This window comes from Chitinimonas violaceus, assembly GCF_052601015.1.
Genome location: NZ_JBQXDJ010000028.1, coordinates 37,543 through 51,281, shown reverse-complemented (window position 1 = coordinate 51,281; position 13,739 = coordinate 37,543). Strand labels below are relative to the sequence as shown.

The following is a 13,739-nucleotide window of genomic DNA, read 5'->3' as shown; positions in this document are numbered from 1 at the left end:
GGATTGGATCTGGTTCTACAATCACGAACGCCCTAACATGGCCTTGGGCGGTATTACCCCAATACAGCGGCTGGCCATGGTCGCATAGCGCTACTTCTGACTCCCCTTAAAAATGGGGGGATTACCCTTCCTTGCGCTACTGCTTCAGAAATCGTAAACAGGCTCTTATTACCTCCCCCTCCAAAGATCATTTGAAAGTCATCGCAGTAATTAATAAGTAAAGGGCAACTGTTCGCAGTTGCCCTTTGACCTCGTGCTACCGTATCAAGTCCGACAAAGCGTGCCGAACTTGCTGTGTTAAAATTTCCTGGACGGAAAATCTGTCCGGCCTCGTGCCTGAAGCCGGTTTACGTACCACGAAATTGAATCAAAGAGGCTAGTGATGTCGGGAAGTTCCTTGGGTTTGTTGTTTACCGTTACTTCCTTTGGCGAAAGCCATGGCCCCGCAATCGGCTGTGTCGTTGACGGCTGCCCCCCAGGTCTTGCGCTGACAGAAGCTGATATACAGGCAGAGCTGGATCGTCGTAAACCAGGTACCAGTCGCCACGTCACTCAGCGCAAAGAACCCGATACGGTTGAGATCCTTTCCGGGGTCTTTGAAGGTAAAACAACGGGAGCGCCCATTGGCCTGCTTATTCGTAACCAAGATCAGCGAAGCCAGGACTATGGAAAGATCGTAGAAACCTTTCGCCCCGGCCATGCTGACTATACGTATTGGCATAAATACGGCGTACGTGATTACCGTGGTGGTGGCCGTAGTTCCGCCCGCGAGACGGCAGTACGTGTGGCAGCCGGCGCCATCGCCAAAAAATGGTTGAAAGAAAAATACGGTGTCGTCATCCGTGGTTATATGAGCCAGCTGGGCGAAATCTCCATTCCCTTCAAAGACTGGCGTCATGTAGGCGAGAATGCGTTCTTCGCCCCGAATGATGATCTGATTGATCAGTTAGAAGCCTATATGGATACGATTCGCGGGGAACGGGATTCTGTGGGCGCACGCATTGAAGTTGTCGCAGAGAATGTGCCTGTAGGCTGGGGAGAACCTGTTTACGACCGTCTGGATGCCGATGTCGCCTATGCAATGATGAGCATCAATGCAGTGAAAGGTGTCGAAATCGGCGATGGCTTTGATACTGTCTCGCAACGCGGTAGTGTGCATGGCGATGAACTCACGCCTGAGGGTTTTGCCAGCAACCACGCTGGGGGGGTTCTCGGTGGGATTTCGACCGGGCAGGATATCTGCGTCAGCTTAGCGCTGAAACCTACTTCCAGCATTCCTCAACCCCGCAGTTCCATCGACAAAGCAGGTAACCCCGTCGAGGTCTCAACAACCGGCCGGCATGACCCTTGTGTTGGTATCCGGGCAACACCGATTGCAGAGGCGATGCTTGCACTGGTACTTATCGATCATGCACTACGTCACCGTGCCCAGAACGCCGACGTAGTAGTCAATACCCCACGTATTCCGGGCCATATCAAATCATAAGGGACTGCCTGACATTCCTTTTGCAGCAAGTCCAGCATGAAAAAGCCGACCCCAAGGTCGGCTTTTTCAATTTCATCCACACTAACACGACTGCATTCGTATTGGTTGTTTAACCAATACGCCTAGTTAGACTCAGCAGCGGCCGCCTCTGTAGCAGCGGTGGTGGCTGCGGCAGCATCAGTAGCCGGAGCAGCAATCACTTCAGCCGCTTTCGCCACAGGCACTTCCGGCGGAATAACCTCTTCCCTTTTACCGCAAGCAAGCAATCCCAAAGTAATTAGTACAACAACAAACTTGTTCATATTCCAACCCTTGTTCAATGTCCGTCATGCACAGTTGTCAGGAGCACAAAGCCCTGATCGCGGTTGCGCAATAGATCACGAACAGACTCTAACTAAGGCAACTACCAAAGAAAAAGCCGACCCAGGGTCGGCTTTTCATATGCGATTACTCGCTGCGCCAAATTATGGCTTTGGAGCTTCAGCTGGTGCAGGAGCGGCAGGCTCAGCGGCTGGGGCTGCAGCAGGAGCGGTAGGTTCAGCAGCAGGAGCAGCTGCGGCATCAGCAGCAGGGGCGGCAGGAGCAGCTGCTGCGTCAGCAGCAGGAGCGGCGGCAGCGTCAGCAGCAGGAGCTGCAGGTGCTTCAGCAGCAGGAGCAGCGGCTTCAGCAGGAGCTTCTTCCTTTTGACCGCAAGCGGCCAGACCCAAAGCGATCAGCGCAGCAACGAGGAGCTTGTTCATGGTTTTAACCTTAGTAAGTGTGAGTTCTAAATAAAACTTGTAAGCAATCGACCGTTGATCGAGGGCTTTGAAACCTTTGACGCATCAAATTCGACCGACGGCAAAATTCTAGCAGCTTTTAAGGAAAAAACCAGTGTCAAATTGCGGTGCAACATCAGCATCAACCTATCCTGTTAAATAGAAAGCCGGCGTCCCTCGCTCGGTGGCTCGGCCCGTGACCATAAATCATCGAATCGCTGTTGGCATAATGTTCGCACCGTTCCTGATTCACTCGCCTCACCACGCATGGAGGTAGGAAAAAAACGGCGCACTACTCCAGCCTCACTTAGCAGGAATTGCTCACCCGGTGCTTTATCAACTTCATTGCTTAGACGTATTTCTACAGCATGACCGAATACAGTTAATAACTCAGTCAGATGCGAACATTTACGCCAAAACCATGCATCATCGTGTAACAGGATTTTGACCCGCGCCAGATTCGATCCGGCCAGGAACTGACGGATTAATGTTGCCAATTCGGGTTTCTCAATACCGCTGCTACTTAAATCAGTATCAAACCAGTAAAGGCTCCGCTCAGCTTTGCTTATCAATTGCTGAATTTGATCCTGATAATCAAGCAGGGAATCAAAACTATTAGCAGACATAATCATTACCCAATGAAATAACGAAAGAGTCCAAACACACCATAAAGCGCGAGCAATAACCCAACAACTTGTCTAAGCCACACTTTCTGCCGCCAATGCAACAGTTGATTAGCTACCAAGCCCATCGCCATCAAGTTAGGCAATGTGCCCAATCCAAACGCTGCCAGGATAGCTGCGCCTGACAATGCAGAGCCACTCGCCAAGGCTGCCGTTGCTGCGGTATAGACCAAACCACAGGGTAGCCACCCCCATATTGCGCCGGCAAGGAGGGCAGCTGGCATGCTACGCAAAGGCAATAAAGCACTTAAACGGGGTTGAAGATGCCGCCATAACGGCACGCCAGCCCGCTCCAGCCGAGCCAACCAAGGCGACCATCCTGCAAGGTACAGGCCCAGCATCACAACCAATAACTGCGAGACCACATACAGGATTGTCTGCAAATATAAGGCTTGTGACGCCAATTCCAACGTTCCCGATATCCCACCAAGCAGCGCACCGATTGTAATATAGGCAGCCAAGCGGCCCAGATTCACAGCCAAAAGCAAATACACACGCTGGCCTGATATATTCAAGCCTAATGCAGTGACAAGGCCGCCGCACATGCCAAGGCAATGTACGCCGCCGAGAAAGCCCGCCAGAAACCACGCTGCCAAACCAACCAGATCTAATGTACCAAGCATAAGTAGAGTTTATTTCCAAGCCTCGTAGGCTTGTTTGAAGCGGCGCAAGGTCTGCTGCAAACGGGCTATCGAGGGTAAAACACAGCACAAAAACTGAAGTGTACGTTGGTGCATAGGAATTTTGAGCAACACATGCATTTCGCACCTACGCCCAATTCAGTGTTCGAGACCTTTTAATGTCCGGCATCCCAGAAGTCATTCCTCTCGTTGAACTACGTTCCAGTTGTGTTACGTGCAGCTTGCGCGAGCTATGCCTGCCTATCGGACTCGCTGCTGACGAGCTTGTCCAGCTTGATGAAGTTATCCGTCAGCGTGTCCCGGTGAAGCGTGGAAAAGCCCTTTTCCTCGCAGGCCAATCTTTTCATTCATTGTTTGCAGTCAGAACGGGTTTCTTCAAAACTACCATCCTGTCCGAAGATGGCCGGGAACAAGTCACTGGCTTTCATATGGCCGGGGAATTACTCGGTCTTGATGCATTGGGTGGGGGCAAGCATGCGTGCACCGCCATTGCTTTGGAAGACGGTGAAGTTTGCGAGCTACCCTTTACTCAGCTGGATAGCTTATCGCGCCAAATCCCGAGCCTGACACGACACTTCTACAAATTGATGAGTCGGGAGATTGTACGGGACCAAGGTATGCTGCTACTGCTGGGCAATATGCGGGCAGAAGAACGTCTCGCGGCTTTTTTGGTCAATCTGTCCCAGCGATTTGAAGCCCGTGGTTTTTCCGCCAAAGGCTTTCACCTTCGGATGACGCGGGAGGAAATTGGTAGTTATCTCGGCCTCAAACTTGAAACTGTCAGCCGAGCCTTTTCGCGCTTCCAAGCTGATGGCTTGATCAAGGTACACGGCAAACAGATCACCTTGCTGAACATCACCGCGCTAAAAGGGCTGCTCGGTACTTGCCATGTTGCCCAATAAGCCACAAAAACAAAGGCGACCAGATGGTCGCCTTTGTTTTTTTGTTTAAATTCGAGTTCCCAGAACCTGTTCAAAGAAACCCACTCACAGTCAACAGTCCAAGCCGTGCTTTGAAAAGTGGGCAATAGCTTGGTGCCTATGAATCTCCATACAGTCAGGATCAGGGCTTAGGTGCTGCTCTGCACCCTGCTGACAGCTACTCGCGACAGATCGCACAGGTTCTAAGGCGTCAGATGGGCTTCGCTATCATCTTGATGCGGCTTGTTGAAGTCGACAGGGCAATAACGATTGATCTCGCTACGATCCCGCTCGAAGAAGAGCGTTAGGCCACTCGACAGGCCAGCAAACAACCAACATACAAAAAAACCACATGAATAAGCCACAACACGGCTCTCAAATAAAGGCTCACCGCTAAAACTCAATTCGAGCGGGTCAAAGAGCGTGAAGAACAAACTATTCAAGATACCCGCTACCAGAAACGAGGGCCAAAGCACCAGGATAGACTTCAATTTCATGCGGTAGGTCTCCATGATCAGATTCCGATCTTGCGCCGGAACTGGAAAGCATCCTACTCTCGGCTTCGCCCAAGGAAAACCCCTATTAATCAATCACCTATTACTAAAACTGATGCTGCGGCGCAGCATCTATTCAGGCGATTCGATGAATATTTCAGCAAACTGAGCAGAGTCGACCATACTTCTATGGCAGTTGCTTGTTAATACTGAGCCTAACTACTTCGGAATCCTTGAAATGCGCTTGTCGCTCGATGCCCTGGTCGTCCTCGACGCTATTGATCGAAAAGGCAGTTTTGCCAGTGCTGCCAGTGAGCTACACCGAGTACCTTCAGCAATTACCTACACCATACAAAAGCTTGAACAAGATCTAGACGTACTGATTTTTGATCGCAGTGGGCATCGCGCCAAACTCACACCAGCCGGCCAGGAATTGTTGCGTGAAGGCCGACCACTGCTTGATGCCGTGCTTGCCCTTGAAGCACGGGTAAAGCGAGTCGCGACAGGTTGGGAGCCCGAACTGCGTATCGCGGTTGGTGATCTCATCGATTTCGATGTATTGCTGGAGTCCATTGCAGCCTTCGACCGCGTTGGTGGTGAAACACGGTTGCGTTTCCTACACGAAGGGTTCGGTGGCGTTTGGGATGCGCTGTATACCGGACGCGCCGACCTTGCTATCGGCGCACCGGATGAAGCACCACCTGGGGGCGGGTTTCGTAGCCAACCCCTAGGTTGGGTGGAATTTGTTCTTGCCGTTGCCCCACAACATCCGTTGGCACGTGAGCCACAACCGGTACCCATGCATATAATCAGAGCGCATCGGGCAATTAGCGTGGGCGATAGCTCACGTATTTTGCAGCCCCGCACATCCGGTTTATTGACCGGCCAAGCGACACTTACTGTCGCGAGCCAGCGCGATAAATTACGCCTGCAATTGGCAGGTATGGGTGTTGGCTTCCTGCCTCGGCGCAGCGCCGCCCCTTATCTGGCAAGTGGAAAGCTGATAGAACTACGTGCGGAGGAAGAAAAACCGGTCGCGCAACTGAACGTCGCCTGGCCCAGCAAATTACGTGGCAATGCATTACGTTGGTTTCTCGAACATCTCAGTAACGAGGCCATACGACGGCGGCTCTGTGAGCAATCCGAGCGGGATGATCTTATATGCGATTAATTGTAACGGCCGCACCGGAAACAGTGCAGACCAGACTGGAACGAGCAGGTTTGAGTAGCTCAGTCTGGAATGGCACTGGTGCAACTAAACCACCGCCAGACAAGCGTGAAGCCTCTGTATGGCTTTACAACGGTTCGACTTTGCCTGCCATCAAAGACCATGACCTGCTTATCTATGCAGCTACCCCCATACCCGACCAGCTGCCAGACAATGCCATTACCGTGGCATGGCAAGACAGTCCATTCGCCAGTCAGTATGGCTTTCAGTTGGCCGCAGGCGGAACTATCGAGATGTTAAAGCGCGCGGAAGATATCCTGGATACGCTTGCACCCATGCCCAGAGGATGGCTGCATGCCGGCGGGCACCTGGCGCCGCAATTCTTGTCGCAACTTGCACAGGAAGTAGGTAGTGGCTTATTGGGACTGGCCACAATGATACATACCATCCCCTTCGCCACATTTCACCCGCTCTGGGTTGGACAGCAACAATTACAAGCCAAGATTACAACGCTTGCTGCTGCCTATTTGCAAAACAGCCAGGATGAAGACTACCGACCGTTTCACGCCCAACCGCCGCTTTTTGACTTCATGTCGGTGCCGGTCAGTGATACAGACTCACCAGCACGCCGCTTAGCACACGTGCTGACGTGGCTTAGTAGTCACAGCAACTTTTCAAAGCCACCCCAACCAAGCAGACAATAAAAAACCCCACGCAAAGTCGTGGGGTTTTTGCTATCTGCTCGCCAACCGAAGCATGAATCTTTTCAGCACGTTATCGCGCCGACAGCCGACTCCCGCAGGTCAGCAGGTAGATTTACGCAGCAACATTCGGCGACGACTTGCGCGATGCGCTCTTTGCCACACCAGCGGCAGCCTTGGCCGAAGTCTCTGCAGCAGCAACGCCTGCCTCGGCAAAGTCACTGGTCACCTTCTTAGCGGTTTTGGCAACAGTGTCGTAGGCGGAAGCCGCGGTTGCCACTGCTGTTTTAACAGCAGAAACCATGATTTCAGAACCGGCTGGCGCTTGCTTCACCGCTTTGTCCAGGCTGGAAACCAAGTTTCTATTGAATTCAACAACCTGCTCTTCAACAAATGCGCCCAGCTCAGCTTGTGTGCTGCTGGTGGCTTCATAGACATTTTTTGCAACAGCCAGCGCCTTATCTACAGCAGGTTGCGAGATATACTGCTGCAACGCAAACAGGCCCTGCATATCTTTCACTTCGGAGAATGCCTTGGCGGTAGTGGTGTTATCGGCGATCAGATCGCGGGCAACATCGAGCTGCAGGGCAAAGAAACGCTCAGCACCGGCAAGGGCAATGTTAGACAAACGGATCGACTTTTCTACTTGAGCTTGGCCGAGTGCGGCGAAATCGGTGGTAGCAAACATTATGGTCTTCTCCTAGCTTGACATGGGTAGTTGCAACTGCGTTCAGATTAAAAAATCTTGCACCGCAGCATTAACCCATTATGAGGAGTACCATAATTAGAGTCAACAGATTTTGTGCAATGCACAAAATGATTGATTACTAATTTTTCGTTATTTAACAGCCACTTGAAAAGTAGAGCAAAAATGCTATTGCGGCGACGCAATTTAAGCAGGTGTTTTCTGCCGAATCGCTAAAATCGCTTGATTACGCAAAGTCTTACATAAGGACAATTCCTTGGGTCCCAACATCAAACTGCCCGCCTCGAGATTGTCGGCATAAAACACCCCAACGATCTTTCGGTCAATCACAACCGGCATCAACAAAAAGGTCTTTCCCGGCCCTATCTGCCGGAACCAAGCTGGAATTCGATTTTGTATCCCCGGATTATCAATATCCTCAATCAACATGTCGGCATTCTTTGCCAGCGTCACACGGAATACATCCGCACTATCGTCAAGCGGCAGGCTGAACTTTGGCAGGAACTGATCGATATCCTCGCCAAAGCCGAAACGACCCACAATCGCATTACGTTGCACACTACGGGTGGCAATCAATGCACGCTGCGCCCCCAAACTACGATAGAGGGTTTCCAGAATAATGCGCAGCAAATCATTCAGCTTGAACTCCCCGATCAAGGTCTCAGCCACCTCCTGAATGCAGTTCGCCAAGGCGTCGATAACCAAAGGCCTGTCTTTGACATCAGCTTTAATGGCATCAAGTAAAGGTGGTAGATCTGTAGGCGATGCGACGGGCACCGCTTCCTTCCCAGCCTCAGCATCTGCTGCTACTTCTTCATCATCTGGCTGGCTGATAGTCAGTGCGGGCAAACCCGCCAGCTGGCGTAAACGCAACAACGCACCATCGGCCTGGGCATCCAGACCAAACACGGCAGCCTCGTGCAGGGTCTCCTGGACCGCATCATTGACTGCAACGCGAAGGTCCCGCTCACTCACACGCAATGCATCGCCAAATTGGTCACGCACGCGTAGAAACCCTTTGAACCGCGTCGGTTCATCATCGGCCAACGTAGCCTGCATCAAGCCGGCACCTGCATTGGCAAACAGCCGCAACCAGTCGCTATCCTGGCGCGGGGCGCGGGCTTTTCCGCTTTCGGAGGCTAAACTGCTAATCAATTTATCGGGCAGATTCCAGGATCGGGCTACACCCATGCCAAGCTCAGCGTAAGTCATGCCAATCTGTCGTTGCGTGGCGACTTCCTCACGTTCCCCCTTGGCAATCAGTCGATCTATTTCCTGCGACTCCTCGTGGAAATAGAAGACCGTCAGCATCTTTCCCAGTAAGTGGAACATGCCTGCAACACGGGCCTCCTCCAGATCACGGTAACCACACTTTTCCGCCAACTTGCGGGAAATCAGGCTGGCGAAGAATGCCCGCGCTACTTCCTCTCGCAATGCCCCAGCCTGCTCGCAGTTATTCAGATGTTCGATCAATACCAGCGCCAATGCCAGCGACTTCACTGTATCAAAACCCAACACCATGACTGCACGGGAAATCGTACTTGCCCCACCACTGAATTGGCTATGGCTGGCAGAGTTGGCTAGGCGCAATACCTTATTGGTTAATGAAAAATCCCGCAGGATCACGCTGGAAAGTGCCTGTAGCTTTTCTGTATCGGCTTCGGCAATGCGATTGATTGCACCCACAGCACGCGACAGTGCAGGGAAATCATCGGTGTTTTCCATACGACGAAGAAGTTGGGGCAACGGACCCATACTTTCCTCATCAGCAGCATCCTTCGACTCACCAAGGCTGTCCAGATACGCCAACAAGGCTGTACGCAAATCCAATGGAGATCGAAACGCCGGATACGCAGGATTTGCCGACACGCTTGCGACGATAGCCTCCAGGCGTGGATCAACATCGGGTAACAAGGTGGACAACAAGGGGAAACAACCTTGTTCATCACAGATTGGCGGCTGCCCGCTCAGCGCATGGAAAAGCAGCGTCGCAACACCGGGCATCACCGGTTCGACCGGTGCTCCTTTTGGCAATACCCCTGCCAATTGCAATTCGCCATCGGTTTTCAGCAGGACATACTCAACACGAGGTGGATTCATGACATAACCCAACAGGCCCGCATGTACCACCCCCTCCAGCAAACGGGCGACCATCTGAACCGCTTCAATACAACCCAATGGTGCAAGCGCCAGCCGTTCCGCCAGACTTTGCCCTTCGCCCCAGCGATACGCCAACCACCGGACACTATCTATGTCCGCATTGCCTTCGAGCGGGGATAGTACTGCATGGCCTGCTTCAAACGGAACAGGCGCCTCAGGCAGACCAGGATCTGGCAGAAGCAACGCCAAATGGCCATCATCGGCTTGCGCAAGCCAACTTTGGCCTCGTTCATGAATCAGGGTATATATCGTCTCGCTGTCCATCACACGCCCGCCATTGCGCCGGCCGCCTACAGATACCCATCCAGGCCCAGATTTTTTTGTGTCTTCAGCCTAGCAGACAGGCTGTCAAACACCAGCATAGGCGAACTATTGGGCGGGCTCCGCCTCGGGTACAACCAATTGGCCAAGTTCAGCCAATGCAGGCAGTTCGGTACGGCTCTTGAGCCCCATATCGTCAAGGAATGCCTTTGTCGTTGCGTACAGCCCAGGTCGACCCGGCGTCTCGCGGTATCCTACGATCTCGATCCAGTTACGCTCTTCCAACGTCTTCACTATCTGAGTCGACACCGTCACACCGCGGATCTCTTCGATCTCACCGCGAGTCAATGGCCCCTTATAGGCAATAATCGCCAAAGTCTCCATCACAGCGCGCGAGTAACGGGGCGGTTTTTCCGGATTCAGGCGGTCCAGATAAGGCTGAAATTCCAGCCTTGCCCGAAAACGCCAGCCGCTCGACAATTTGACGAGCTCCACCCCCCGCCCCCGCCATGCTTGCTGAATCGCTTCCAATACCTCGTTCAGCAAATCCGCACGCAGCTCTTCTGCAAAGAGTTTTTTCAGATCGTGCAATCCCAGTGGTTCTGTCGCCACCAGCAATGCGGTTTCGATCACGATCTGGATATGCTGACGGTCATGTACGGTGGATTGCATGACTACTTTACTCAACAGACTTTATGTCATGAGATGGCTGCATCGCATCGACACCTGCCAGGCAAACATAGATGGGGTGATAGGGTTCCGCCTGCGTCACTGCAATCAACCCCTCCTTGGTGAGTTCCAGTACTGCAATGAAACTAACCACCAACAGGGGCACCCCACGACTCGTGTCGAACAACTCGGCAAATTCAAGGTAACGCCCACTGGACAACAGTTTGAGAATTGTACTCATCTGCTCACGCACACTGAGTTCATCCGGCCGTACCGTATGGTTTCGCGTATTCTTCGCTCGAGCCAGCAATGACATCCAGGCGTGCTTTAGGTCTACTGGCATCACATCGGGCAGACGCACCACCATTTCGCGATCGAACCAGACCGCAGCCCAGAGAAAGTCACGTCCAGCCTGCGGTAATTGGTCGATCTCATAGGCTGCAAGCTTCATCTGCTCGTATTCGAGCAAGCGGCGAACGAGCTCCGCCCGAGGATCATGCTCTTCACCTTCGGCAATGGTCTGACGCGGCAGCAGCATGCGTGACTTGATTTCGATCAGCATGGCCGCCATCAGCAAATACTCGGATGCGAGCTCCAACTGCTGGACGCGCATTGCATCAACATACTCCATGTATTGCGCAGTCACCCGCGCCATGGGTATGTCGAGAATATCGAGGTTCTGCTTTCGTATCAGATACAACAACAGATCAAGCGGGCCTTCGAAACGCTCCAACATCACCCGCAAGGCATCGGGGGGGATGTACAGATCGTTCGGCAGCTCGGTAACCGGCTGGCCGAATAACAGCGCTATCGGTTCAGCCGGGTGCGACATCAATCTCTGCCAGCCTCGACTTCATCGCTGGTATCCGCACTCGGGTCCCGGGTAGCCAATACCTTGTCGATGCGCTTACCGTCCATATCCATCACTTCGAAAATCCAGCCGCCCCAATCGATCTTGTCCGCTGTTTGCGGCAAACGGCCCAGCAATAGCATCAACATACCAGCAAGGGTGTGGTAACGGCCTTTATCTTCCTCGGGTACATCGCGTAAAGCCAAGCGGTCCTTCAACTCGGGTGTAGGAATCAAGCCATCGAGCAGCCAGCTGCCATCATCACGCTGAACCGCCCAGGCATCTTTGCTGTCATGCGACTTAAATTCACCGGTGATTGCTTCCAGCAAGTCCTGCAAAGTGACAAGGCCCTGGATTTCACCGTACTCATCGATCACAAGCGCCATCTGCACGGCTGTCGAACGGAAATTCTCCAACAACTCCATACCGGTCAAAGTTTCCGGCACATAGGCGACCTGCTGCAGCTGATTGGAAAATTCCGCACGCCCACCTCGCAGTGTCTGGCCCAGCATCTGTTTGGCGGTAGCAATGCCGATCACTTCATCAAGCCCGCCCTTGCACACCGGGTAGCGCGAATGGTCAGTCTCAGCGATCTTTTCCAGATTAACCTTGTGCTCATCCTCGATATCCAGGAAGACGATATCCGAGCGCGGTGTCATCAAAGAACCGATCTGGCGATCATCCAGACGAAACACATTACGGACCATCTCGTGCTCGTGTTGCTCGATAGCACCGGATTCAGACCCTTCAGCCAGCAACGCGTGAATTTCCTCCTGCGTTACGGTATTGGCCTGATCGGTGCGCACACTCAGAGCACGCAAGGCCAGCTCCGTCGAGGTCGTCAACATCCGCACAAAAGGCTTGGTCAATGCGGCTAACCACTGCATGGGGCGCGCAACCAACCGGGCGATAGGTTCGGGATAAAGCTGGCCAATACGCTTGGGCACCAGCTCACCCACAACGATCGAGACATAGGTAATACAGACCACCACCAGCACCAGTGCGAACAGGCTGGCTGCTTCGGCTTTCATACCCATCCCGACGAGCCAGACAGAAAATGGTCCGGCCAGGGCTGATTCACCGACGATACCGTTCAATACACCGATAGAAGTGATACCGATTTGAACCGTAGAGAGGAATCGGGTGGGATTCTCACCGAGCTGGATGGCAGCACGGGCGCCGGTATCTCCAGATTCGGCAAGGACTTGCAGACGGGCGCGGCGTGCAGCCACAAGGGCAATCTCGGACATGGCAAACAGACCATTGAGCAGAATCAATCCGAGTAAAAGGGCAATCTCCATTATGTAAGGACAAGTGATGACGAAGCTAGTAGTGTAACCGGCAGACTGCAAATATGGGCAGAACAAGCATAAGGAAGTCGACACAGCCGCATAAACAGGCCCAGTGGTATCCTTTGCCCGATTTTAAGGCAAGCTAAGATGGCACCTGCCGGTTCAATCGCTTGCATGGCTTATCCACAAGCCACTCACAGGCTTTTCCAAACAAATTGTGGGCGAATCAGACACCACTGACCACACTACGCAACAATTCTGCAGCACCATTCCAAAGAATTTGCACACCTATGCAAAGTAGGATAAACGCTGAAAGACGCAAGAATACGGTGATCCCCGTTTCCCCTAATCTGGCAAGAAGCCGATTGGCGAATCGGTAGCTGTAGAAAACCACAGCGCAAAGCAGGAATATACCGATCACGCCCCCTCCCAGATTCAGCACATCGATACCGCCACGTGAACGCAACGAAGCACCCAGCGTAATAGCAATCGAAACAGAACCCGGCCCGATGGTGAAAGGGAAGGTCAATGGAAAGAAAGCACGTCGCATCAGTGCACCATCGACCGGTTTATCACCAGCCGGTTCGTGACTGGTTTCTTCAGCGTTCAAGAGCCGCCAACCCGCTGCGGCGACCACCAGTCCGCCGCCCACTTTGACGACAGCAAGAGAAATACCGAAGAATTTCAGCACATAGGTACCGATAAACATCGCACCCAATAGCATGAAGAAGCTGTTGATCGCGATCCGTTTGGCAATAAGCTTGCGTTCCAGGTCGTTACTGCCATAGGTGTAGGAAAGGAAGATTGGTGCGCCGCCTAGCGGATTAACAATGGGAAGCAACGTGGTGAACACCAGCAGAATGCTCTTAATAAACTCGATCAAATCGCCGGTCATGTAAGCCACAAAGAATGAACTCCCGCGATGATGACATCCGCAAGCGCCACTGTGA

General features: G+C 52.7%; 15 protein-coding genes. 4 read left to right on the top strand and 11 right to left on the bottom strand.

The genetic code is table 11. The features are described from left to right. Positions 1 to 382 precede the first annotated feature (382 nt). On the top strand, positions 383 to 1,486 hold the full coding sequence (gene aroC / locus ACUHMQ_RS11395; RefSeq protein ID WP_445295583.1) for a chorismate synthase: 1,104 nt from the start codon (positions 383 to 385) through the stop codon (positions 1,484 to 1,486). Positions 1,487 to 1,608: 122 nt separating this feature from the next. Here the strand turns inward: aroC and ACUHMQ_RS11390 are convergent, their stop codons facing one another. From ACUHMQ_RS11390 to ACUHMQ_RS11375, 4 genes are all read right to left on the bottom strand, one after another. Further along, a complete protein-coding gene (locus ACUHMQ_RS11390; RefSeq protein ID WP_445295582.1) occupies positions 1,609 to 1,788 on the bottom strand; it encodes a hypothetical protein in 180 nt (59 codons plus the stop codon). A gap of 162 nt (positions 1,789 to 1,950) precedes the next feature. Then, positions 1,951 to 2,226: a hypothetical protein gene (locus ACUHMQ_RS11385; protein WP_445295581.1), complete on the bottom strand. Its 276-nt coding sequence runs from the start codon at positions 2,224 to 2,226 to the stop codon at positions 1,951 to 1,953. A gap of 173 nt (positions 2,227 to 2,399) precedes the next feature. Continuing rightward, positions 2,400 to 2,870, bottom strand: a complete 471-nt coding sequence (locus tag ACUHMQ_RS11380; protein WP_445295580.1) for a DUF7931 domain-containing protein — start codon at positions 2,868 to 2,870, stop codon at positions 2,400 to 2,402. 5 nt (positions 2,871 to 2,875) lie between these two features. Continuing rightward, positions 2,876 to 3,550, bottom strand: coding sequence for a sulfite exporter TauE/SafE family protein (locus ACUHMQ_RS11375; protein WP_445295579.1), 675 nt, complete (start codon positions 3,548 to 3,550; stop codon positions 2,876 to 2,878). A gap of 176 nt (positions 3,551 to 3,726) precedes the next feature. On the opposite strand from ACUHMQ_RS11375, the gene fnr reads away from it, so the two are divergent. Continuing rightward, the gene (gene fnr / locus ACUHMQ_RS11370) at positions 3,727 to 4,470 is read left to right on the top strand and encodes a fumarate/nitrate reduction transcriptional regulator Fnr (protein ID WP_445295578.1); all 744 of its coding nucleotides are present in this window, start codon (positions 3,727 to 3,729) and stop codon (positions 4,468 to 4,470) included. Positions 4,471 to 4,691: 221 nt separating this feature from the next. Here fnr and ACUHMQ_RS11365 read toward each other — a convergent pair whose 3' ends face one another. Further along, positions 4,692 to 4,985 (bottom strand): hypothetical protein, encoded by a 294-nt coding sequence (locus tag ACUHMQ_RS11365; protein WP_445295577.1) that lies wholly within the window; start codon positions 4,983 to 4,985, stop codon positions 4,692 to 4,694. Between the two features lie 235 nt (positions 4,986 to 5,220). On the opposite strand from ACUHMQ_RS11365, the gene ACUHMQ_RS11360 reads away from it, so the two are divergent. Then, positions 5,221 to 6,153, top strand: coding sequence for a LysR family transcriptional regulator (locus ACUHMQ_RS11360; protein ID WP_445295576.1), 933 nt, complete (start codon positions 5,221 to 5,223; stop codon positions 6,151 to 6,153). Beyond that, a complete protein-coding gene (locus ACUHMQ_RS11355) occupies positions 6,144 to 6,854 on the top strand; it encodes a hypothetical protein (protein ID WP_445295575.1) in 711 nt (236 codons plus the stop codon). Before ACUHMQ_RS11360 ends, ACUHMQ_RS11355 begins: the two co-directional genes overlap by 10 nt. A gap of 112 nt (positions 6,855 to 6,966) precedes the next feature. Here ACUHMQ_RS11355 and ACUHMQ_RS11350 read toward each other — a convergent pair whose 3' ends face one another. The 6 genes from ACUHMQ_RS11350 to ACUHMQ_RS11325 form a co-directional block, all read right to left on the bottom strand. Further along, positions 6,967 to 7,539 (bottom strand): phasin family protein, encoded by a 573-nt coding sequence (locus ACUHMQ_RS11350; protein ID WP_445295574.1) that lies wholly within the window; start codon positions 7,537 to 7,539, stop codon positions 6,967 to 6,969. Positions 7,540 to 7,743: 204 nt separating this feature from the next. After that, positions 7,744 to 9,981: an HDOD domain-containing protein gene (locus ACUHMQ_RS11345; RefSeq protein WP_445295573.1), complete on the bottom strand. Its 2,238-nt coding sequence runs from the start codon at positions 9,979 to 9,981 to the stop codon at positions 7,744 to 7,746. Between the two features lie 105 nt (positions 9,982 to 10,086). Next, on the bottom strand, positions 10,087 to 10,650 hold the full coding sequence (gene scpB, locus ACUHMQ_RS11340) for an SMC-Scp complex subunit ScpB (protein ID WP_445295572.1): 564 nt from the start codon (positions 10,648 to 10,650) through the stop codon (positions 10,087 to 10,089). A 7-nt stretch (positions 10,651 to 10,657) separates the two neighbouring features. Continuing rightward, complete coding sequence (locus ACUHMQ_RS11335) at positions 10,658 to 11,479, bottom strand: segregation and condensation protein A (RefSeq protein WP_445295571.1); 822 nt, start codon at positions 11,477 to 11,479, stop codon at positions 10,658 to 10,660. After that, positions 11,479 to 12,798, bottom strand: a complete 1,320-nt coding sequence (locus ACUHMQ_RS11330; protein WP_445295570.1) for a hemolysin family protein — start codon at positions 12,796 to 12,798, stop codon at positions 11,479 to 11,481. Before ACUHMQ_RS11330 ends, ACUHMQ_RS11335 begins: the two co-directional genes overlap by 1 nt. Before the next feature lie 217 nt (positions 12,799 to 13,015). Next, positions 13,016 to 13,684, bottom strand: coding sequence for a MarC family protein (locus tag ACUHMQ_RS11325; RefSeq protein ID WP_445295584.1), 669 nt, complete (start codon positions 13,682 to 13,684; stop codon positions 13,016 to 13,018). Between the last annotated feature and the right edge of the window lie 55 nt (positions 13,685 to 13,739).